Origin of the sequence: Metabacillus sediminilitoris (assembly GCF_009720625.1) — a bacterium.
In the GTDB taxonomy this organism is placed as follows: domain Bacteria; phylum Bacillota; class Bacilli; order Bacillales; family Bacillaceae; genus Metabacillus; species Metabacillus sediminilitoris.
The window spans coordinates 3,899,552-3,922,454 of sequence record NZ_CP046266.1; the positions used below are offsets into that span (position 1 = coordinate 3,899,552).

The following is a 22,903-nucleotide window of genomic DNA, read 5'->3' on the forward strand; positions in this document are numbered from 1 at the left end:
AGGGATATATAACCGGCATCATTTTCAAAAGAAAACCACAGCCATTACGACTGTGGTTTTCAACTTTATTCCTTATTCCACCGTAGCATAAATCAATTCTGGCGCTTTTACCTCACTGCCAGATATCGATATACTTTTATAAAGTTTCTGTTTCACTTCATCTACATTTTCATAATTACTATGAATCGTAACAAGTGACTCTCCCTTTTTAACTGAGTCACCGATTTTTTTATTTAATACAAGTCCAACAGCTAGATCAATTTGTGATTCTTTTGTTGCACGGCCTGCCCCTAATAACATGGCTGCTGTACCGACTGCATCGGCGATAATTTCAGAAATATATCCATCTTCTTGTGCTTCTAACTCAATGACATATTTAGCTTGTGGTAATGTTTCTGGCTGATCGACAACTGATCCATCTCCACCTTGAGCTTCTAGAAATATTTTTAATGTTTGCAACGCTTTCCCGTTGTTCATGACTTCTACAAGCATTGTACGAGCCTCTTCTAATGACTCAGCTTTTCCAGCTAAAAGCACCATGTAACTTCCTAAAGTTAAACAAAGTTCTTCTAAGTCTTTTGGTCCTTTTCCACTTAGAGTATCAATTGCTTCTTTTACTTCAAGTGCATTTCCAATTGCGAAGCCTAGGGGCTGGCTCATGTCTGAAATAACAGCCATGGTTCTGCGGCCAACTAGATTCCCAATATCGACCATTGCTTTTGCGAGTTCTTTTGATTCCTTTAAATCTTTCATGAACGCACCTGCACCCGTTTTTACATCTAGTACGATAGCATCAGCACCTGCAGCAATTTTTTTACTCATTATTGAACTTGCGATAAGGGGGATACTGTTAACAGTTGCGGTTACATCACGTAATGCATAGAGACTTTTGTCAGCTGGTGTTAGATTTCCGCTCTGTCCAATTACAGCAATTTTATTTTTATTAACGAGTTCAATAAATTGTTTATTTTCAATTTCGACATGAAAACCTGGAACAGATTCTAGTTTATCAATTGTTCCACCTGTATGACCTAAACCTCTTCCGGACATTTTTGCAACAGGAACACCAACAGCTGCTACTAATGGTCCTAAAACAAGTGTCGTCGTATCACCTACTCCACCTGTACTATGTTTATCGACTTTTATTCCTTCGATCTCGCTTAAATCAATCGTATCACCAGAATGTACCATTGCCATTGTAAGTTCAGCACGTTCCTTATCTGTCATCCCTTGAAAATAAATAGCCATTGTAAATGCACTCATTTGGTAGTCAGGAATATCACCAGTTGTATAATTCTCAATAATATAATGGATTTCTTCCTTTGTTAATTCTTGACCATCTCGCTTTTTTTCGATTAAATCAACCATTCTCATAGATAATCTCACCTTTATTTTTAGTTTGATTTTTGGATATTTTCAACGATATTTTTGACAAGATTTAAAAAGTTTGCACGTACTCTATCTGTTGTTTCAATCACTTCATCATGTGATAACGGCTGATCTAATATTCCTGCAGCCATATTAGAAATACAGGAAATACCTAAAACTTTCAGTCCGGCATGTTTTGCTATGATTACTTCAGGAACGGTTGACATACCAACAGCATCTCCTCCTAATGTACGAAGTGCACGTACCTCGGCAGGCGTTTCATATGAAGGTCCAGTATTCCCAACATAAACTCCTTCTTGAAGTTTAATGTTTAATTCTTTTGCACACTTTTTCGCCATATTTCTAAGCTTTATATCATAACTTTCAGACATATCAGGGAAACGCACACCAAATTTATCATCATTTGGCCCAATTAATGGATTTGTTCCCATATTATTAATATGGTCTGTAAGCAGCATTAAGTCTCCAGCTTGAAAAGACTCATTAATACCACCAGCGGCATTTGTTACAATTAATGTTTCAACTCCAAGTTCTTTCATGACTCGGACAGGGGCTGTAACTTTGTCTAGACTGTATCCTTCATAAAAGTGAAAGCGGCCTTGCATCGCCACTACATTTGCTCCTTTAAGCAAACCAAAAACGAGCTGTCCTGCATGTCCTTCAACTGTTGAAACAGGAAAATTTGGAATCTCATTGTAAGGTATTTTTACTGGATTCTCAATTTCATCTGCTAATACACCTAAACCGGAACCTAAAATCAATCCAATTTTAGGGGTTGCTGTGAATTTCGTTTTTAAATAACTAGCTGCTTCCATTATATTTTCGTAATTCATTCCGTCTCCTCCTATTTTAACTCTGATCATATGCTTTTTTGCGAATAATCGCTAGTTAACTTTATCAGACAATTTATAGGGCGCCATCCACTAACTAAATTCGTCTATGTTAATGTTAAGTTGATATTTATTGTCCGTTCAGGTTAGATAAAAAGCTTTTTCCATACGCAGGCATTTTCACCTTGAAATTATCGGCAATTGCAGCCCCAACATCGGCAAATGTATCTCTTAATGGCATTTCCTTACCCATTTTATTTCTTGGACTGTATACAAGTAGCGGCACGAATTCACGTGTATGATCTGTGCCGTGGTGAACAGGGTCATTTCCATGATCAGCTGTGATTATCAATAAGTCTTGTTCTGTTAATTTTTCAAGAACTTCTGTTAATCTAGCATCAAATTCCTCAAGCGCTTTTCCATAACCAGCTGGATCACGACGGTGACCAAATAAGGCATCAAAATCTACTAGATTCACAAAGCTAAGACCTGTGAAATCCATCCCGATTGTATCATTTAACTTATCCATTCCATCCATATTCGATTTCGTTCGTAATGATTTTGTGATTCCTTCCCCATCATAAATGTCTGAAATCTTTCCAATAGCAATAACATCTAGTCCACTATCTTTTAGTTCATTCATCACCGTTCGATCAAACGGTTTTAATGCGTAGTCGTGGCGATTTGCTGTTCTCGTGAATTCCCCTGGTTTTCCTATAAATGGACGTGCGATGACACGACCAACCATATATTTTTCATCAAGTGTCAGTTCACGAGCTAATTCACATATTTTATATAGTTCATCTAAAGGTACAATTTCTTCATGTGCGGCAATTTGTAAGACAGAATCCGCAGATGTATAAACAATCAATGCACCTGTTTTCATATGTTCTTCGCCAAGTTCATCTAAAATTTCCGTTCCAGATGCAGGTTTGTTCCCGATTATTTTCCGTCCTGTTTTTTCTTCTAATGCATTAAGAAGTTCAGCTGGGAAACCTTCTGGAAATACCTTAAATGGCTGTTCGATGTTTAAACCCATTATCTCCCAGTGTCCTGTCATTGTATCTTTTCCATTTGAAGCCTCTTGCATTTTTGTAAAAAAAGCATGTGGTTGTGCTTGAACAGGAATCCCTTTTATTTCTCGAATATTACTCAGGCCTAGTTTTGACATGTTCGGCATTTTAAGTCCGCCCATATGTTCAGCGATATGACCCAGTGTATCAGAACCTAAATCATTAAACTTTGCTGCATCTGGTGCTTCCCCAATTCCGACAGAATCAAGCACAATTAAAAAAATGCGTTTATATGTATAATTTGACATGGAAATCCTCCTTTTACATATTACTGTTCCTTGTATCACAAGTTTCCATTCGAAACATGAACTTGTCAGAAGTCTGACAACCGTGCGTCCTCTTCATTATAATCCTCTTATAGCGCCATTGACAACTTATATTATGCTAATTCCCTATTCTAATTTTTTAAAGGCAAAAAGCAAAAAAAGTGTGATCTCTTCTTATATCCTAGAGGCAAAAGTAAAAGCAGAGTCGATGTGTGAACATAAAAAGAAACAAGCAACCCCACGACTGTGTGATGCTTGTTAGGCTCTCGGATGAAATTGGTTGTAAACATCCTTTAATCTCGATTTTGTTACATGTGTATAAATTTGTGTTGTTGAAATATCTGCGTGCCCGAGCATTTCTTGAACTGCTCTTAGATCTGCTCCATTTTCTAGTAAATGTGTTGCAAAAGAATGTCTTAATGTATGTGGAGTTAATTCTTTATTTACATTTGCTTCAATAGCAATTTTCTTTAGGTTTTTCCAAAAGCCTTGCCTTGATATACGCTTGCCATGATGGTTGACAAACAGGGCTTCAGTTGGTTGTTTTACATTTATTAATTTTGGTCTGCCTTTTTCGATGTAATTTGTGATAACTTCTGTTGCGGTTCGTCCAATTGGGACAATGCGTTCTTTATTTCCTTTACCATAACAACGAATAAAACCCATTGTTAAATGGACATCTGTCAAATTTAAATTGATCATTTCACTTACACGAATTCCTGTTGCATATAAAAGTTCAAGCATTGCTTTATCTCGATAGCCAAATGGTGATGATAGTTTTGGTGTTTCAAGCAGCTTTTCAACCTCCTGCAATGAGAGGATTTTAGGCAGGCTTCTTTCTAATTGTGGAGACTCTATTAAAACGGACGGGTCTTGGTCAGCTTGTTTTTCTCTTAATAAAAATTGATGAAACGAGCGGATTGAAGCTGTATGTCTTGCAATCGTTTTACTGGATTTCCCTGCTTCCTTTAAAAACTTCAAAAATTGGATGATATGTAGACGGGTGACATTGTTATATGAGTTGATTTGTTGTTTTTCCACTAAATGTTTATGGTAACTTTTTAGATCTCTTTCATACGATACAAGTGTGTTTTTCGATAAGCCTCTCTCCACTAGTAAAAAATGGATAAAATCGTTTAGTTGATCCTTCAAATTTTTCTACTCCCCATTATCATAAAAGAAAATTAATCTGTTAAACCAGCTTTCTTCTTCATTTGATACCATGTTTGTTACCTTCAAAGCTGCACCTTCCGGTTGATCATATCGATGCATATCTTGGTACTCTAAGTTCACCCAAATAATAGCATAATAGAATAAAATCGTAAATCCAGTAAATAAAACAAACACTTTTAACATATCTCCAACTGTTTTTAACCATCGAATCATGAGAAACCTCCGAATTATATCTTTTACTTACTTTTATAGGCAGATCATTTGTTTACAATTTTTCATTTGAAGGATCAAACATAATAGGGTATATTTTGTGTGATATTAGAAGATATGCCAAAGAGGACAAACTTTATACATAAAATTTAGAAACGGTATGAAATCTTTTCTACTTATTTAAAATCTCGTTACATCTGTCGATTTGCAGCCAGTTTTATTGCAAGTTAATCTTTACAATACCCTTTTCTTCATACAAAAAAGCCTAACTATTATAAGTTAGACTTAGTTAATCTTTACTATTTTGAGTTTCTTCTTTTTCTTGACATTTTGCACAAATCCCATGAAATGTTAAGCGATGATCTTTAATTTTAAATTTCCAATCCCGTTCAACGATTTCTTCTACATCTTCTAATAAATCATCTTGGATTTCAGCAACAGAACCACATTCAATACATACTAAATGGTGATGAAAATGTGCCGCACCTTCTTTTCGAAGATCATATCTAGATACTCCATCACCAAAGTTAATCTTATCAACAACTTTTAATTCAGTTAATAATTCTAATGTTCGATAAACAGTTGCCAAGCCAATTTCTGGGGCTTTTTCTTTTACTAGAAGGTACACATCTTCTGCGCTTAAGTGATCTTCTTCGTTTTCTAGTAATACCCGTACAGTTGCTTCACGCTGGGGTGTTAGTTTATAGCTAGCAGAATGCAGCTGCTTCTTGATCCGATCAATGCGGTTTTCCATATCGATTCTTCCTCCCTCGCCGCGTTCCCAAAACTATTATATATCAAGGTAAGGAAGGTGTCCAACTAAAATGATTATAAAGTAATAAAAAGAATTTATATTATTTAATAATAATTATTATTTACTGACCAATTCTACAACATTTTTCATTAATAGCGGTGACGCATAAGCCTCAAAACCTGATGCAACGATAGCAAGTACGCCAATAAATAGAAAAACTGTGACATATCTCATAAATAAAGAGAACGGTGCATCCATATTGCTTGTTTTCTTTACGAAGAGCTGTCGGATGATTTTTAGAGAAAATGCGATTGCAACAGAACACATAATGATAAATGCAGGAATTAGCAAGATATTTTGCGGCAGCACTGTGACAAATGAAAGCAAAAACCCTTTAATCCCTAATTGATTAACTAAGAAACCAACTGTAAAACCGACGACCATTCCCTTAATAAACAGCATGACTAATATAACAGGAAGTCCAATAATTGAAACTCCTAAAATCCACATTAAGCCTAAATATTTTAAATTATGTAAAAAGCTTTGCTGGAACATATCCGTAGAACTGGCTATTTTCCCTTCTGCCACTTGTCCAAAAAATCGATTTAAATAGTAATATAAATCTTCTTTTTGGCTTAAATTCATACTATTAACGATAATTGCCCCAAAGATTACACCCATTAAGAATAATACACAGACAAACAAGTATATTGAAGAATGCTCTTTAAGATGCTGCTTTATCATTGCATTGATTGGCAGTTGTCTTCGCATGATTATTTCCTCCCGTCATTCACTTACTAGAGTATATGAGAGGATTGCCATTCTATGACTTAAAAAAGAGTGCTTTTACTTTTAATAGATTACCTTTTATAAATAAAAAAGGGGACATGAAGTGCATCCCCTGATTTCATTTTATTACACCCCGGTTATCTTTCCATATATTCCACCGCCGCCAGTTTTAACTTTAAGACTTCCCTCTCGAGCTGCTACTATATAATCTACAATTTTTTCTTTTACGACTTTTCCCAGTGCCTCTCTTGGGACTTCATGGAGGATATTCATTTCCGTACCAAACATATTTTTCAATTTCTCCAATGTTTTCGGACCGAGACCAGGGATAAATTGAAGTGGTACTTGGTGTATATATGGCGGCCGTTCATGGCTATTTTCAATTCCGCCCGCTAATTCTTTAAGTCTGTTTGATACTCCTTTGGTAAAGCGAGTGCTCCCACAATTTTTACATTTCTTTTCATCCAATAATGGTTTAACTCCGCATTTTTCACATGTTGTTTCATAATATTTTCCCAAATATGGATTTAATCCATAATTTGCTTCGATCCTTCTTCCATCTTCCCTAGCTAAAGCCATTTTAAGCTCTAAAAAAGTAGGTTCTTGTAAGATGATCCGCTGATACTCTCTACCAATTTTCGGTAGCGAATGTGCATCTGAATTTGTTAGAAATGTGTAACGGTGAAGTTCTGCTATTTGATCGGCCATCTTTGTATCAGAGCTTAATCCTAGTTCCACTGCATCAATTAAATTCCCATCAAATACTTCTTCTAAGGAATAAATGACACCACTGCCATACAAACTTTTATGCGGCGTAAAAATATGAGCAGGTATAAATAAACCACCTAGTTCTTTTACTTTTTTTTGAAGTGTTTTTCCATTTTCATAAATTCTTTGAGAACTTAATGTAAGATTTGTTAATCGCGATGAAAGCCAGTTTGAAAACATCTGCATCTTTTCTAGTGTTGGCAAAAATGCCAATACATGGATTGGTCCTTTACATGCATCATCATATATTTCCAACTCACTCCCAAGAATTAAGGTTGTGTTATAGAAGCGAATACCACCATCACTTAATTCCATACAAACACCGTTTTCAATCAGTTTTTTTAGTGTAAGTAAGATTTCAGGTACATGACAATCAATGATACCTATCATATCCATACCCTTATGTTCACTTGCTTCAACTAAAATATTTTCTAATGTGAGCGATTTTGAAGCTGTTATTTTTACTGGCCTTCCTGAAGTTGTTTGGCCAATGTGTATATGTAAATCAGCAAAATAACGATTCATGTTTTAACGAAGTGCTTTTTTCAGTTGCAAATATTGCACTGCATAAGCTGTTTTTGCATCATAGATTCGCTTATTTTGAATCATTTCCAGCGCTTCGTCTAACGTCACCTCCATCACATCTAAAAATTCATCTTCATCTAATTCCGCCGCTACTGTTAACTTCTCCAAATTCTCTGCAATAAATAAATGAACAAGCTCATCTGCAAAACCAGGTGAGGTATAAAATGAGATAAGCGGACGCAGCTCACCACATGTATAACCAGTTTCTTCTTGTAGTTCTCTTTTTGCTGTTGCCTCAGGCTCTTCACCTTTTTCTAGTTTTCCAGCAGGAATTTCAACTAGTGTTCTTCCTAAGGGTTTTCGAAATTGCTCTACCATTAGTATTTTATTTTCCGATGTTATTGCTATAACTGCTACTGCACCTGGATGTTTCACGATTTCCCGTGTACTAGTTTTCCCATTTGGAAGTTTTACCTCTTCTACAAAAAGATCAATGACTCTGCCTTTAAAGATTTCTTTAGAAGAAATGGTTGTCTCTTTTAAATGTTCCATTCAATCAGCCCCTGTTCTATTCGCTTTACTATCCTCATACATTCTATCATATCTTATTGGAAAGGAATGGTTCCTAACTTGAAAATCTATCGACTTGAAAAAGGAATTGTTCTTGTCGGAAAAGCATGGGAAATAAGAGCGAAATTAAGAGAATATAACCGATCATTTCGTACTGTAAAGGATTGGCTGCAGGATGAAAAAACAATGCAATACCCGATGATTCCTCCTAAAAAACACTGAGTGTTTTGAGTTGATTTTTCTCATTCCTTATACTAACCTAAGGCATTAAGATGGATTTTAAGGAGTGATCATAATGCGAAAAAGACAGCTTGGACAATCAGATTTGTACATAAGTGAGGTAGGCCTAGGCTGTATGTCACTTGGTACTGATGAGAAACATGCTATTTCACTGATTGATGAAGCAATTGAACAGGGGATCAATTACCTAGATACTGCAGATTTATATGATTTTGGTCAAAATGAAACACTTGTTGGGAAAGCGATTAAACATCGCCGACATGAGATCATTTTAGCCACCAAAGTAGGAAATCGTTGGAAAGAGGACAAATCTGGTTGGATGTGGGATCCATCTAAGACATATATAAAAGAAGCTGTAAAACAAAGTTTAAAACGACTACAAACAGATTATATAGACCTCTACCAACTACATGGCGGGACGATTGAAGACCATATCGATGAAACCATCGATGCTTTTGAAGATTTAAAACAAGAAGGAATTATCCGTCATTATGGAATTTCCTCGATACGACCAAATGTCATCAAGGAATATCTAGAGAAATCAAACATCGTCTCGATTATGATGCAATACAGCTTATTGGATCGTCGACCTGAAGAACAATTTTCGCTTATAAGAGAAAAAGGTGTGAGTGTTATTGCCCGCGGTCCTCTTGCTAAGGGTCTTTTAACAGAAAAACCTCGTTCATTAAAGCTAGATAAATTTCATAGTAAAGGCTATTTATCTTATACTGAAAATGAACTTGAAGCACTGTTATCTGAACTTGAAAACGCAGATTCATCACATACTATGACAGAACTGGCATTGCAATATTGTCTACATCAGGACGTCGTAGCTGCAGTGATTCCTGGAGCAAGCAAAATCGAACAATTAATCGAGAATACTTCGGCTGGTTTAGCGAAACCTCTAACTGAACAAGTATATGACAAACTCCAGCACCTGGCGAAACTTGATCAATATAAACAGCACCGTTAACCTCTTATCAACGAACTTTATCTAAATTGGAATGACTAGTAATCATTCATCCAATAAAGAAAAAACGGGATCTACTTGATCCCGTTTTTCTTTATGGTTAAAGGGTGTTTTTTCACACGTTGAAATGTGTTATTTAATAACTACATATCCATCGCTACATATTTTTTTCAATTGGAATCGCATAACTTTCCGTATTTACAATTCATGGGATATCTCCTAGACTTTAAGACTATTCAAAATAATAAATCCTTAGAAAGCCATTCTAGCTAAGTTTACTTAAAGCTACCGTTTTCATCCAGAGAACCTCTGATACCGGCTGAGGAGCGCACCCATACAATTCTCTTACTTTATATGTATGTACCTCTTCATATATATCCTGCATTTGATCAAACACCCATTGTTCCGTTTTATGGACTGGTGACCAACAAAAAACATCCATTTTATTTAATTCTTTTGTCACCTGATGGATTCGTTCATAGCTAATGGCGTCCATCTTCAAAAAATCATTCTTTTCATAAAATCGTATTCTTTTGCCTGAGTCTGGATCTACAAGATTAACTGGCTCAACCTCCAAAATGATCGCTTTCCCCTTACTTTTTAACTTGTCAAGGACCATGCTGCCCGTCCCTTTTCCGCGACTGTTTCCCTTTACTAAAATATAGTCAATAAAGATATATTGAGGTTTTTCGAAATATACAATTATGTGATCTGGGCCTTCCTCTAATTGATAGATTCCTTCTTTTTCATGAAAAAGTAATTCAAAATGCCTTTTCGATTTCATTTCTTTTTCTGGAAAATAATCAGTCAATCTGGTATACCAGTCGCTCATCAATTTGCTCCCCTTTGTTCTATTTTGTATATTACACCATTAATTCTATATTTTGGTACTAAACTTTCAAGCTATTTCTTTCTAAATAGTCTGAAAGTTATAAAAAAGAGATAGAATTTCCCTCAACCTATTCTATATCCAAATTCAATACTTTCAAACAGGGTTTTTTTGTCGAAATTGTACGAAGTTTTTATATTTTTTGTAAAAGTAAAATTTCAACTAAAAATATAGAAATAGCAGTTTTTGTCGAAATAATATGAAATATTTATACTATTGGAAAAATATTTTCCTGTTAAAATAAAGAAGGTTATGATTCTTTTATTTATCACAATAGGTTGGGAGAGTTTTGAAGATGAAAGAGAAAAATGGGGAAATAATTGCATTACTAGGCTGGAGCCTGCCGGCAATCGAAGCTGTAGACAAATTGGATCGTCCATATGTGGTTGTTGGTCCGCCAGAATTTCAAAGTTTTGCTGACACGCATGGTATTCAGTTTATTCCATGGCAATTTGACGTATTAAATGAACGGTCAGATGAACTTTATGAAAAACTGAAGGATCTTAATACAAAAATCACTGTTCCAATATATGAAGAAACAGTTGAATGGGCTGGCAGTCTGAATGCAAAACTTAGGGATAACCCGAGAATTTTCAATCGATCCCTACTATTGAGAGATAAAGGCTTGATGAAGCGTAAAGCACAAATGGCCGGTATCCGAGTAGGAGTTTTTGAGGAAGCACATAACAAGGAGGATATCTATCGCTTTTTAAAAAGAGTAAATGAGGCTTTGATTAAATTGGATGGCGATATTAATGATCCTATCCATGTTAAGCCGTTAAGTAAGGCTGGTACAGTCGGCCATAGAATGATTCGTGATCCACACGAGATTGAACTTATCTCTGATTCAGAATTTCCACTTTTAATGGAAAGTCACTTGGATGGTCAGGAATTCTCTTGTGAGGCTTTTATACATAATGGCAAAATTAGATTCCTAAATATTACTGAATACGTTAAGTTAGGTCATTCTAACTTCGTGCCTGCTTCACCTTCACTTGAAGAGTGGCGTCCCCAAATCAGGGCTGCAATTGAACAGCTTGTGGATGCCTTTGAAATCAAATATGGTGTCATTCATCCTGAATATTTCATTGCTCCAGATGGAACATTGAATTTTGGTGAAGTTGCTGCACGTGTTCCTGGAGGTCATATTTTCGAGTTAATTGAAAAAGCTTACGGCTTCAGCGCTTTTCAGGCTCAAGTGCTTTGCAGTGATCCGGATACAACTGAGGAAGAGCTAGAAGCTTTCTTCCCTGAAGAAGTAGTATCAGCTAAAGGACACGCTGGCAGCTTAATGGTATATCCAAACGTTAAAATCATCGAAAAGCTAAATATACCTGAAGATTTAAAAAATGATCCTTATTTTGAAAGACATGATATGTTTATCCCTACTACATCTAAAGTGGCAGAACGTGTAGGATTTGGAAATCATTACGGGACGATTTTCTTCTTTGGGGAAGACAGTGAAAAAATGAGATCCCTAATGAAAGAATACGAAAAATATGATTTCTACCTATAAGGAGAGAAGCGAAAGATGAGTAATCAAACATTAGTTTTAAAAGATAGATTGAATATGGCACTAGAAAGACTTGAGCAAGCAAAACCGTTTGCTAAAAGCATGTACCAAACAGACATCTTCCAGCTGGCAATCGAGCTTGCAGGTTCTGATGATGGTTTGACTATCATATATGAAAATGCCCCTCGTTTTGATAATGCTGGTGTATTTAATGGCGGCCCGTGGGAAGATCCTACAAAAATGCAGCCGCCTCTTGTCGGAGGTTCGCTTAAACTTAAAGGAGTTAACTCAATTATTGAATTATTAAGTGAAATGCGAATGCTTGCGATTGCTAAAGGAGATTACAAACATAAAGGCTTGAGTAAAAAAGAGGCAGAAGCATTTTTAAATGAGGTCTTGGCCCTAAATCTCGATCTTCTGTTTCCACCAGAAACCGAGGAAGGCCGTATCCAATCTGAAGAACATATAAACCGGGCTCAACGCTTGTTCCGTTACCTTGGTCAAGAGCTATCCTTTAAGGCGATTGCCGATAAAATTGTTCAAGAATTAGACCGTCTTACAGTTCAACGTCCGATTATGATCGGGCGGATTTTAAACATGATTAGCATGTCTGAACAATTAATCGAAAGTGGAATTGATGAAAAAACTGCTGAAGCTCTTGTTAAGTACTCTCGTGCTGCCAATGCACCAACACCGCTGAGCAGAGACGTATCGAATCAAAGGGAATACAGACTACGAGTAGAAGATGCTTATGATGAGGAACTTGAGGCTGAAGCTAAAATTTTCTCAGGATCTATGAAAGATACTGGACTTGTTTCCCCATATCATGCTGTGCTATTACGATTCCTTAACCGAAAAAATCGGGACTTAATTCCAGCTGCATTAGATTTATCGGAAACAGGTACCGCTAGCTTCAATGCTAATAGAGATCTAATTCACGACATGATCCAGCTTTCTATTTTCCCTGAAACAAGGCAATCAATACTCGGACTTGCAAATATGCTTGACCGAGGTGTATTAACACAAGAATCAATAGCGCCTGCTATTCGCCGTCTATTTGAGCTCCCTATCCATGCTCATGTAAAAGATATTCTTACAAAGCCTGAGTATCAAAAGGGCGGGATTAGTTTAAACGGTGTACTCGTTGCTGGAGTAGTGAGTGTTTTAGGCCAGCCGCTTGGTGTTGGACAAGGTTTAAATCCAACTTGTCAATCGGCAAGGGCGATCTCACTCTGGTCACAGCACGGCATCGGCCAGCTGCTTGAATACATTGCCCGTGCAGCACGTGACAATGATATTGATATGACATTTGAAGGGGAAATTATCCATTCAAGTATCCTTGAGGATGGAGTTGCAACTGAAATTCACCAAGATTTGGATCCTGTATCAATTGTTCTTGTTCCACATCTCGATAAAATTTATAACGAAATGATGAAACGAACACTCCTACGTGGAGAAGATGGTCATAAATGGGTAAACCCGGAATTTTATGGTGAGTGGATTCCCCGAGGCTTTATTAATGTAATCAATCAGCTTACTTTAAATGTCTCAAACTATTCTGCTTTTGTCCGGTTATTCTATGCAACCCACCATCCTGAGTATAATGAAGGTTATGAGTTGATCTATCCTAATCCGGTTGGGATTTTCATAACAAATGTTCACGGGGCGTTACTTGGACTTCATGCAGTATCGATTCAAAGAATTCAAAAAGATCAAAATGAGAATTGGCGTATATATTTTTACAATCCAAACAATGACAGCGGACAAAATTGGGGTCAGGGGATCGAACCAAGTGTATCAGGTTTTGGTGAACTTGAAGGAGAATCATCCTTGCCATTCCATGAATTTCTATCAAGAATGTACGCATTTCACTATAACCCATACGAACAAGGAGATACTTTCATGGTTGAAGATAGCCTTGTTGAAGAAGTGGAAGTTCTGGCAAAAGACAGCTGGGGCAAAGAATATTTATGGGTATAAATTGTTCTTTCATTAAATAGGCTTTCATAATTTAATATTATTAAGGCCCGGAAAGTATTTTTTTCGGGTCTTTTTATATATTAAATTTTCTTACACAAATTCTCATTCTCATCATTTTTTTGAAAACCACGTAATATTTACTTACACAAACGATTGATCTATTGATGTTTTTATGTAAAATAAATGTACTACTATCCATTTAACGATTGAATTTAAAGCTTTAGATATCGAATGCGTATTCCTAAGAAATACGCAATTTTATTAAAATATTGTATTATTTTACATGCACGAATTGGAAAATTGAAGCATTTTTTAATGTAAGTATAAGATTGCCTCACATCATACACTTCTTAATACAAGTTTTAATCACATAACATTCCACTAATATTTTTTCTACCTTAATCTCTTACCAGATTTGAACGAGACCGCTTTCATTTTTTCTTATAAAGTGTAATTCTCTTTGCATTTGGCCAATATGATATATGAACACAACAAAGCGATTTTATGGAGAGGGAATGATATATGGGACTTTTTCAATTTGCTTCTGACGATTCGTTTCTACGGACTTTTAATCAGTTATGGGGAACTTCCGCACCAAATAAAAGGTTTTTTCAGCAGGCAGTACATGAAGAAGCTGCCGCCATTTTAAAGGAACAGGGTGGATTAGAAAAACTTTTTCAATATGCCCATCTTTTTGATCAAGCCGGGGTTTTTACAGGACGGGTATGGGAAAATGTACGAAAGCTCGACCCTTCTCTTGTAAGAGGTACTCTCCAAGCTGGCGGCGTTATTGCAGCAGTTGAGACAATGAGCAATTTAAGAATTCTTGCGATTGCCAGAGGAACCTATGAGCATCCCGAAATGTCCGCACAGGAAGCTAATGATTTTTTGACAAAAGTAATGGCTTTGAATCTTGATCTTTTACTATTAAAAGAAACAGAAGAAAATCGAGTCATGCAACTTTTTAAAGACAAACAGCTGGCCGACATCCTAGGATTCATTTCAGACTATTGTTTTTCACCGCTTGTTTTTCAAAGCTTGTATCAGGAAGTTGATAATCTGGCCCTCCAAAGACCAATTGTAACGGACAAAATCTTAAAAGTGATTGCCAGCGCAAGAAGATTAGCCGGAAGTTTAGCTGATGTTGATTCTGGTTGGGTCCATTATGAAAAAGCAGTTTACTATCCATCAGATATAGCTGAGGCTTCTGAGGCTGATTATGAAAATAGTCTGAAAGCTAGCAATGATTCCTTATTAATCCGGGAAGCAGAACAGCTCCGTGATTCAATGGATCGTACAGGACTTGTTTCACCTTTTCATGCGACATTTCTAACCTATATAAATAAAGAAAAACCTGACTTACTGCCGAGTCTACTATGTGTTGACGAAACTGCTAAGGAAAATCTGCGTTTACATGGTCAATTTATCTCATCTCTCATCACTTCGTCTATTACTGTAAAAACGAGAAAAAGCATTTACGGCTTAATGCGCCTATTGCAACGAGAGATATTTACACTTGAATTTGTAAAAGTATTTGAGAAACTTTTGAAGGTTCCAATTCATAAAAAGCATGCTAACAAGCTTACAGCAGTTACTAACCTTTCAAACACAGATTCTCTACGTTCACTTGTTGTTTCTGGAATGATAAGTGTTTTAGGGCAACCACTTGGGATCGGCCAAGGTTTTAACCCAACTTGCCAGTCAACAAGAGCACTTAGCTATTGGTCACAAAAAGAACCCGTTATGCTACTAAGAATGTTTCATACTTTTCTAAAATACGGAAAAATGACAATTGATTTTGAAGGAAAATCCATTTCTTCAGATACACTTTCTCAAGTTCCACTAGAAGATGTTGATAATATTGATATCGTATCACTACTCTTAATTCCGCATCTAGATTCAATTTATTTAGAAATGTTAAATACCACTAGAGAACGCGGTCAAGATCTCCATAAATGGATTAACCCTGCTTTTCATATAAAAGGAATATGGAGTGAGTTTTCAGATATTTATAGTGATTTAGAATTTAGAGCCCGTTTTTACCGTCATTATCATCCTTCACACAATCCGGCTGTCAATGAGGGACTTCCCCAACCTGCTGGCATCACTATTTATAACCAGTCCGGCCTAGCGCTCGGTGCCCATGCAGTATTAATTCAACGCGTTAGCCCAGACCCATTAGGCTTTATTAGAGTTTACTTTTACAATCCAAATAACGATAGCCTTCAGGTATGGGGAAACACCATCAGAACGAGTATCACTGGCAATGGCGAGCTTGAAGGTGAGTGTTCTCTTCCTTTCGACGATTTCCTTTACTGCTTATATGCCTTTCACCATCAATAACAGCGAGTTATCCTCACAAACAAGAAATAACCGGGCATTGCCTGGTTGTTTCTTGTTTCCTTCTATGCCCTCTCTTTCTCTCTCTTTTTATTTGGCTGTTTTCGCAAACTTTGTTGCTATTTATCAAGTAGTCGGTGTGGTTGATTGCAGCGAGAGATGCTCGCTTTCCGCGGGGCGGGCGCTGAGCCTCCTCGGCGTAAACGCCTGCATGAGTCTCACCTGCCCCGCTGCTCCCGCAGGAGTCTCGCACTTCCGCTTCAATCAACCTTAAATTTTTTCGTTTTAAAAACAACGATCTCTTAGAAAAGAGCCTTTTATTTATAATCCTTCCAGGATAATGGACTCTCATTTAAAAGTTCTTCAAAACTCTTATTCTTTTCCCTTTTTTTTCGCTCTTCTATTCTTTCGCGTTCAAGCGCTGCTTCTTTTTCTTCCTGTTCCTTTGCTAATCCTTTTTTCACTGCCTTTAATTGCTCTAATAAGCCACTATTTAAATGATCTGAAACAGATACTGCTTGATCGTCTTTTTTCTTATTCGTTTTTTTCATCCAAGTCCCCTCCTCTATACATGCTGTAAAATTATCTTTATTCAGAGTATAAAAAAACTTGCTATGAATGGAAAGAGATTTATAAAAAAATTCATCTCGTTTAGTACTGAATAAATTCTTCTTATTACAGACATTTTAATTTGTAGGAAGGAGTGATTATCTTTGGCAAAGCAACGAGGACAAAAAGGGAAACCTAACGCTGATACCTCAAAAAAGATGATGGCAATTGAGAATGTTGAAAAAGCAATACATCCTACTAAGAGACAAAATTCCGAGCAGTAAAGCCAGACTCACAGCTATTGGCAGTTATTGCCCTCCCCCCGAATATCTTTTAGCGGGGTTTTTATTGCCCATTTTAAATGGGACAAAAAGGCAGGCTTACAGGCTTGTCTTTTTTCTCTATCTATTTGTATTTTGTTCCGTTCTCGTTATGATTGATGTAAAATAAGGGGGAATCGGGCAAAAAGGAGACTGCTTATGAAAAGAGTATTTGTTGGTTTACTTATTATCCTTTCGTATATTCTCATTGTTGGATTTTTCTTTACAAATAAAATGATGTACATAAAAAAGAAAACAGATGAAGAAATCATTGATCGTGAAACAAATCTTGGCCTATATAACCAAAAAGATTTTGATGCTCTTCACAAACAGCACTTTTCAATTCCATCACCATTTGGATATATCATCAAAGGATCTCTCATTGCTCCGCATGTGACGAACCGGTATATCATCTCATGTCACGGTGTTACTGTAAACCGTCTAAATTCTGTGAAGTACATGAATTTATTCTTAAAAAAAGGCTGGAATGTCCTTATTTATGATCACCGGAGACATGGTGAAAGCGGTGGAAAAACAACAAGCTATGGTCATTATGAGAAATTCGATCTTCAAAAGGTTGTACAATGGTTAAAACAAGAAGTTGGAAAGCCAATTGTCTTAGGCATTCACGGTGAGTCGATGGGTGCTGTAACGACATTGCTTTACGCTGGAACGGTTGAAGACGGTGCTGATTTTTATATTGCCGACTGCCCCTTTTCAGAACTTGAAGCACAGTTACTTTACCGGCTTAAGGTTGAATTTAAGTTGCCAGGCTTTTTGATCATGCCGATCGCAAAACCCTTTGTTCAGCTTCGTGATCGTTACTCCATCAAAGCTGTTTCACCAATCAACTCAATAGCTAACATTGTGAATCCAGTTCTTTTTATTCACAGTAAAGATGATGATTACATCCCTGCTGAAATGTCCAAACAACTCTACGAGAAAAAGCAAGGTGCAAAAAAACTCTATGTCGCAGATAAGGGCTTACATGCGATGTCTTACTCAGAAAATCAGAAAGAATACGCTAGAGTTGTCGATGAATTTTTCAATGAAATTGGTTTAAACCCCTAATAAAACGAGTCTGCTTTATCTTAATCTGAATAAATGAGTGACTAATTGGTTTAGACCTTCTTTTTTTACTAACAAGCTGTAACTAAAATTTTTTTGTTTATGATTCTTGTCCAATCAAATAAATTTATTTTTGCATGATATAAAGTAAAAGTCTTTAAAAGAGGGTTATTATGCTTGCAGATCAGATTATTTTGACTGGAATACACTACTTAGGGACTCCGTATGTCTTTAACGCCCCTTCATATCGATCAGATATATTCGATTGCAGTTCATTTACACAGTATATATTTGGCCTGAACGGCATTCCTCTTCCACGAAACTCTCGCCAACAATTTTTAGTAGGTGTCCCCATTTCTTTCTCTCAGATCCGAAGAGGTGATTTACTTTTTTTCAGTACGAAAAAACGAAAAGATAAAAAAGGATTATCAAAAATTGGTCATGTTGGTATCTATATCGGAAACGGCTATATGATTCATACGTATCGCCCTGAAAACAAAGTAATGATCTCTGAAATCGACTCTTGGATGGAGTCATTTATTGGTGCTAAAAGAGTGATTAAATAGGCTGCCACAATTTACACGTGACAGCCTTTACTCTTATCCAAGCACATCTGAGATATGTTCCATATTTTCTTCCATCCATTTTATTGCCTCATCAATTGTTGGAAATTCCTGTGCTTCAAATGACATTTCATCTTGGAGCAGCCAGACGTCCTTTTTATCATCATGAACTCCCCCTATCGACCAATGGAGAAGACTATATGGGTGGTTATCATTTAAAAACGATACCCATGTTTTATTTAATGCAACATTTTTTATTGATATTAAACAATCCTTCACCTAGTTCCCCTCACTTTACAAGAAGGCTCATACGTGGATTTAAAATTTGTGAAGGGCTTTTTAACATAAAGCAATTTGCTGATTGATTAAATGAAATGGTAATTTGCTCCTCCAAAAACACCATCTTCGTTTTTTCAACGAACAATGGTACAGCATTTGTTTCTAACTTTACGTCATCCTCTTCAGGCTCTTTTACTAACCATAATACCGTAACACCGCTCATTACGCAGCCACAGCCTTCTGTATCATATTTTAACTTTAAAACTCTATTCTTATTCGCTTCTAGCTTTGGCGTTATTTGCTCGATTGCTTCTTTTGTAAATGTGACCTGCATGATAAATCCCCTTCGCTATATACTATACGAATTAGTTTACCATACACACTGATTTCATGCATGAATGAATAAGAAAAGCTCAAGCTCCTCAAGCGCCGACAGGCATAAGACGCGGATGAATAGAAGGTGTGCTTTTCCTTCAATTCATCTGTTGCTTATGCCCCCGAGGTTCTAGGCGCCCTGAGCTAGACACTAAAACGAAGTACAAAAACTTTTACTCGAAAAGCGTAAGTGCCTTGTTCAGATTCGGACAACCATCTATTTTCGCTTCACATCAACAATGTTTTCGAATGGCAGTTGGATATGATTGTCACTTTGTTCATCAACAATGCAAAGCGTATGCTGAATTGGATCGATATAATGAACATAACCAGAGCAATTGTGATGAAAATGTTCTTGATAATATGTGAAAACTAGCTCGGCATGTTCTTCCATTGCCATACAAATGATCTCATTAAACTGCTCAAGCTGTTGCTCATCAAGCTCACGTTTTTCTTGATAATGATCTGCTTCAGACCAATCTCTTAGTAGTTTTACATGCTCTGGCAGCATCATTGATGTCCATTTAATATTTCCTCTGTCCCGTATCATGTTCTTGTCACCACCCTAAACAACTAAATATCTTTTAAAAACTCTCTTGGGTAGCCTATATGAAATAATGTTTTCGCAATCTCTTGATACCCAAAATCATTTGGATGAATATGATCTCTTCTAGACAACAATTCATCTTGTCTCCCTTTAAATACAGAGTAAAGATCAGCGACGCGAATGGTAGATCCATTGTCAAAGCTGTTTAAATGACGATTAAATAACCGCACCCATTTATCCGCAAGCGGTATGTCAGGCAGCGGGTTATAAAGATTAAGGAGGTAAACCCTATAAGGTATACTGCATTCCTTTTTCAATTCATTTATTTTCTGTATAATTTGCACCATATTGCTGTGACACTCTTTTATTGAATCTGTAAGCTCGGTTATTTCTCCTGTTTCAACAAAATCCTTGCTTGCATTTATTAAATCGTTTCCTCCAGCAGATAGTGTAATGATGTTAGCACGCTTTATCTTTTCATGTAGAGCTGGACTTTCTACTATCTTTCGTACGCCGCCTGTCTCAGTTCCTGACTTCGCATATATATCGGCAAATACATGCTTATTTAGCTTTTCTTCTGTCAATCTTATATAACGCCTCACAAACCCAGGTGCTAAAAACGATGCACCTACTCCAACCGTCAAGGAATCTCCTAAAGCTACATACGTTAAATATGTCCTCACGTGCTATACGTCCTCCTAAAAAACAAATAAAGTCCTTAATACAATATTCTTTAGTAGGATAATCGCAGCTTTTCCAATTTGCTGTTTAGCCTGCTCTTACGGCCAACTACTAATTGAAGGCAATACCAGCTTCATTCGTGTACGTCTTTTGCTCTAGCTCGAGGCAACTTTTAAGCTTTTGTTCTGAAGACCACATTATGCCTTATGACCTCCCACAAGTTTCGCACGATGCTTCGCTGTTCCGGCCGGTGTATACGATACAGCACGTAAAATTGCGTCTGATCCATATTTATGACGTATTGAATCCATGACATAACCTAGTGTTCGTTGTTTAAAGCGATTTTGTTGAAACAAATCAAGCTGCATTTCACAATCTTCTTCAATGTTTGATAAGGTAATTGATATTTGCCGTACTGTTTTATTCGCATAAAATTTTCCAAATAGCTCTAGACATGTTTCATAAATGTCCATCGTTATATTTGTTGGCTGGTCAATTGTTTTCGATCGATGAAAGCCACCGCCGAATTCATCACGACTATACCCAATTCCAAGGCTGATCGTTCGTCCGATCTTTTTATGCTGACGTGCTCTCCGGGCAACTTCCTCGCTTATTTCTAATATGACATGCTTTACTTCCTCTGGATCAGGGTAATCACGAAGCAAAATTTGACTTTTCCCAAAACTGATTTGTCCCTGCATAATCGGTGCTCCAATTTCCGATAAATCGACTCCCCATGCATGGTAATAAAGCTGGTTCCCCATCACACCGAACTTTTTCTCGAGAAGCTCAAGCGGGTAATGCGCAAGTTGTCCTACATTAAAAATCCCCATTCGATTTAATGTTTTTTGCACTCTAGACCCAATCCCCCACATTTTACTTAAGGGCTCAATATTCCATAGCTTTTCTTTCACATCATCATACGTCCACTCTGCTACACTCGTTTTTTTTGCATCAATGTCCAAGCAAATTTTTGAGAGAAGCATATTTGGCCCAATCCCGATTGCACTAGGAAGACCAAACTCTGACTGCATGTCATCACGAATTTTATCGGCAATTGTTCGCGCATCACCCCACATTTGCTCTACTCCATCGACTTTAATAAAGCTTTCATCAACACTGTAAGTATGAATTGCTTCCTTCGGCACATAACGATGAAACAATTTTGTTATTTCAGTCGACATTCGAATATAGATGCCCATCTTTGGATTGACAATATGAATTCGCGGATCATTTGGGACTTCAAACAATCGTGTTCCCGTTTTAATGCCAAATTCCTTCTTCATTCGTGGAGAAGCTGCCAGCACGATGCTTCCTTGTCGTTCTGTATCACCAACAACAACTAAATAGCATGTCAATGGATCCAAGCCAAGCAAAACCGCAGCACAGCTTGCATAAAAGCTTTTCATATCAACGCAAAGAATTTTTCGTTTTGGCAATAGATCATAGTTTTCAATCATAGCCGCTTCCTCCAAACAGAATATATGTTCGCATTTAGTATATTCTTTATTTTAAGAGAATATACGTTCGGTTTCAATGGGAATTTTCACCAAAGCAGAAAAGCGGAAGCGCCTGTTTAGCCACACAAGCACAAAAAGAGCATTCAAGAAAGGTGATTTTCACCTTTCTTGAGGGGGGGTTGTGACCTCGAGGGCTAGGCGCTGGAGCTATGCACCAAATTAACTAAAAAACTTTTAAGTTTTAAAAGCTCTTCGAAACAAGCCAAAAAAATTGTATACTAGCGATTAGCGAGGTGTAACATGGAGAAAAAATTTTTATTTAAGATGCTCAGGAATAGCTTTTTACAATACGGACGAGATCTTGAAATAGATCCACTTTCAAATGATGACTACATAAAAATAATTGAAAAAATTGCCGAGGAAAAAAAGAAAGATACAGAGTGGTATGAAGTCGTTGAAGATATTGTATATGGCTATTTAACAAACCAGGAATAAATGAATTAGAAGCCGCTTTTCAGGATTAGAAAAAAGGAAAAGGAAGAAACTTTTTGGAGAAAGAAAAAGAGAGCAAAACTGCCTTTAATCAGTTTCTAGATTGACTTCATCGGCTCCATCAATAGCAATATATATGCCTTTTCCATTTCATAATCAAAAAGCCAGGGAGAACAATCCTTTCCCTGGCCATAAATAAAAGCTGTCATCCTAAGGTTCATGGAGAAAAAAGGTATAGATACAAATAAGATGTATGGTTGACATGCCAATTTAGAATAAAGAAATGATTT

24 protein-coding genes are annotated in these 22,903 nt (G+C 36.8%); 8 read left to right on the top strand and 16 right to left on the bottom strand.

Annotated features, from left to right (window positions below):
- Window positions 1-72: 72 nt before the first annotated feature.
- The 9 genes from GMB29_RS18700 to GMB29_RS18740 all read right to left on the bottom strand — a co-directional run bounded on the left by GMB29_RS18700 (window position 73) and on the right by GMB29_RS18740 (window position 8,329).
- Window positions 73-1,374, bottom strand: coding sequence for a pyrimidine-nucleoside phosphorylase (locus GMB29_RS18700; RefSeq protein ID WP_155443919.1), 1,302 nt, complete (start codon window positions 1,372-1,374; stop codon window positions 73-75).
- A gap of 20 nt (window positions 1,375-1,394) precedes the next feature.
- A complete protein-coding gene (locus GMB29_RS18705; RefSeq protein WP_136352860.1) occupies window positions 1,395-2,222 on the bottom strand; it encodes a purine-nucleoside phosphorylase in 828 nt (275 codons plus the stop codon).
- 127 nt (window positions 2,223-2,349) lie between these two features.
- On the bottom strand, window positions 2,350-3,540 hold the full coding sequence (gene deoB, locus GMB29_RS18710; RefSeq protein WP_136352862.1) for a phosphopentomutase: 1,191 nt from the start codon (window positions 3,538-3,540) through the stop codon (window positions 2,350-2,352).
- Between the two features lie 276 nt (window positions 3,541-3,816).
- On the bottom strand, window positions 3,817-4,710 hold the full coding sequence (gene xerD, locus GMB29_RS18715) for a site-specific tyrosine recombinase XerD (RefSeq protein WP_136352864.1): 894 nt from the start codon (window positions 4,708-4,710) through the stop codon (window positions 3,817-3,819).
- A gap of 6 nt (window positions 4,711-4,716) precedes the next feature.
- Window positions 4,717-4,944 carry a YqzK family protein gene (locus GMB29_RS18720; RefSeq protein WP_136352866.1) on the bottom strand — a complete coding sequence of 76 codons (228 nt, stop codon included), beginning with the start codon at window positions 4,942-4,944 and terminating at the stop codon, window positions 4,717-4,719.
- Window positions 4,945-5,230: 286 nt separating this feature from the next.
- On the bottom strand, window positions 5,231-5,695 hold the full coding sequence (gene fur, locus GMB29_RS18725) for a ferric iron uptake transcriptional regulator (RefSeq protein WP_136352868.1): 465 nt from the start codon (window positions 5,693-5,695) through the stop codon (window positions 5,231-5,233).
- A gap of 117 nt (window positions 5,696-5,812) precedes the next feature.
- Entirely contained in the window at window positions 5,813-6,466 is a 654-nt protein-coding gene (gene spoIIM / locus GMB29_RS18730; protein WP_136352870.1) for a stage II sporulation protein M, read from the bottom strand.
- A 144-nt stretch (window positions 6,467-6,610) separates the two neighbouring features.
- Window positions 6,611-7,777 carry an endonuclease Q family protein gene (locus GMB29_RS18735; protein WP_136352872.1) on the bottom strand — a complete coding sequence of 389 codons (1,167 nt, stop codon included), beginning with the start codon at window positions 7,775-7,777 and terminating at the stop codon, window positions 6,611-6,613.
- Window positions 7,778-7,780: 3 nt separating this feature from the next.
- The gene (locus tag GMB29_RS18740) at window positions 7,781-8,329 is read right to left on the bottom strand and encodes an NUDIX hydrolase (protein WP_136352874.1); all 549 of its coding nucleotides are present in this window, start codon (window positions 8,327-8,329) and stop codon (window positions 7,781-7,783) included.
- A 78-nt stretch (window positions 8,330-8,407) separates the two neighbouring features.
- Here GMB29_RS18740 and mciZ point away from each other — a divergent pair, with 78 nt between their 5' ends.
- Together mciZ and GMB29_RS18750 are read left to right on the top strand one after the other, a co-directional pair.
- Window positions 8,408-8,569: a Z-ring formation inhibitor MciZ gene (mciZ, locus tag GMB29_RS18745; protein ID WP_136352876.1), complete on the top strand. Its 162-nt coding sequence runs from the start codon at window positions 8,408-8,410 to the stop codon at window positions 8,567-8,569.
- 73 nt (window positions 8,570-8,642) lie between these two features.
- Window positions 8,643-9,560, top strand: coding sequence for an aldo/keto reductase (locus tag GMB29_RS18750; protein ID WP_136352878.1), 918 nt, complete (start codon window positions 8,643-8,645; stop codon window positions 9,558-9,560).
- A gap of 262 nt (window positions 9,561-9,822) precedes the next feature.
- Here the strand turns inward: GMB29_RS18750 and GMB29_RS18755 are convergent, their stop codons facing one another.
- Window positions 9,823-10,389: a GNAT family N-acetyltransferase gene (locus GMB29_RS18755; protein WP_136352880.1), complete on the bottom strand. Its 567-nt coding sequence runs from the start codon at window positions 10,387-10,389 to the stop codon at window positions 9,823-9,825.
- Between the two features lie 352 nt (window positions 10,390-10,741).
- Between GMB29_RS18755 and GMB29_RS18760 the strand changes: the two genes are divergently transcribed.
- The 3 genes from GMB29_RS18760 (at window position 10,742) to GMB29_RS18770 (ending at window position 16,282) form a co-directional block, all read left to right on the top strand.
- A complete protein-coding gene (locus tag GMB29_RS18760) occupies window positions 10,742-11,962 on the top strand; it encodes an ATP-grasp domain-containing protein (protein ID WP_136352882.1) in 1,221 nt (406 codons plus the stop codon).
- A gap of 15 nt (window positions 11,963-11,977) precedes the next feature.
- The gene (locus GMB29_RS18765; RefSeq protein WP_136352884.1) at window positions 11,978-13,939 is read left to right on the top strand and encodes a hypothetical protein; all 1,962 of its coding nucleotides are present in this window, start codon (window positions 11,978-11,980) and stop codon (window positions 13,937-13,939) included.
- Window positions 13,940-14,461: 522 nt separating this feature from the next.
- The gene (locus GMB29_RS18770; protein ID WP_136352886.1) at window positions 14,462-16,282 is read left to right on the top strand and encodes a hypothetical protein; all 1,821 of its coding nucleotides are present in this window, start codon (window positions 14,462-14,464) and stop codon (window positions 16,280-16,282) included.
- A 314-nt stretch (window positions 16,283-16,596) separates the two neighbouring features.
- On the opposite strand, the gene GMB29_RS18775 is transcribed toward GMB29_RS18770, so the two are convergent.
- Window positions 16,597-16,830 (bottom strand): YqkE family protein, encoded by a 234-nt coding sequence (locus GMB29_RS18775; RefSeq protein WP_136352890.1) that lies wholly within the window; start codon window positions 16,828-16,830, stop codon window positions 16,597-16,599.
- 477 nt (window positions 16,831-17,307) lie between these two features.
- On the opposite strand from GMB29_RS18775, the gene GMB29_RS18780 reads away from it, so the two are divergent.
- Window positions 17,308-18,219, top strand: a complete 912-nt coding sequence (locus GMB29_RS18780) for an alpha/beta hydrolase (RefSeq protein WP_136352892.1) — start codon at window positions 17,308-17,310, stop codon at window positions 18,217-18,219.
- 170 nt (window positions 18,220-18,389) lie between these two features.
- Window positions 18,390-18,782 carry a C40 family peptidase gene (locus tag GMB29_RS18785; RefSeq protein ID WP_136352894.1) on the top strand — a complete coding sequence of 131 codons (393 nt, stop codon included), beginning with the start codon at window positions 18,390-18,392 and terminating at the stop codon, window positions 18,780-18,782.
- Window positions 18,783-18,815: 33 nt separating this feature from the next.
- Here GMB29_RS18785 and GMB29_RS18790 read toward each other — a convergent pair whose 3' ends face one another.
- The 5 genes from GMB29_RS18790 to GMB29_RS18810 form a co-directional block, all read right to left on the bottom strand.
- The gene (locus GMB29_RS18790; RefSeq protein ID WP_136352896.1) at window positions 18,816-19,058 is read right to left on the bottom strand and encodes a DUF2552 family protein; all 243 of its coding nucleotides are present in this window, start codon (window positions 19,056-19,058) and stop codon (window positions 18,816-18,818) included.
- Between the two features lie 10 nt (window positions 19,059-19,068).
- Window positions 19,069-19,392, bottom strand: coding sequence for an iron-sulfur cluster biosynthesis family protein (locus GMB29_RS18795; protein WP_136352898.1), 324 nt, complete (start codon window positions 19,390-19,392; stop codon window positions 19,069-19,071).
- 258 nt (window positions 19,393-19,650) lie between these two features.
- A complete protein-coding gene (locus tag GMB29_RS18800; RefSeq protein ID WP_136352900.1) occupies window positions 19,651-19,983 on the bottom strand; it encodes a YolD-like family protein in 333 nt (110 codons plus the stop codon).
- Between the two features lie 23 nt (window positions 19,984-20,006).
- Window positions 20,007-20,663, bottom strand: coding sequence for a GDSL-type esterase/lipase family protein (locus GMB29_RS18805; RefSeq protein WP_136352901.1), 657 nt, complete (start codon window positions 20,661-20,663; stop codon window positions 20,007-20,009).
- A gap of 195 nt (window positions 20,664-20,858) precedes the next feature.
- Window positions 20,859-22,121 carry a Y-family DNA polymerase gene (locus GMB29_RS18810; RefSeq protein WP_196305196.1) on the bottom strand — a complete coding sequence of 421 codons (1,263 nt, stop codon included), beginning with the start codon at window positions 22,119-22,121 and terminating at the stop codon, window positions 20,859-20,861.
- 300 nt (window positions 22,122-22,421) lie between these two features.
- On the opposite strand from GMB29_RS18810, the gene GMB29_RS18815 reads away from it, so the two are divergent.
- Window positions 22,422-22,616, top strand: coding sequence for a YqzH family protein (locus GMB29_RS18815; RefSeq protein ID WP_136352903.1), 195 nt, complete (start codon window positions 22,422-22,424; stop codon window positions 22,614-22,616).
- Window positions 22,617-22,903 lie beyond the last annotated feature (287 nt).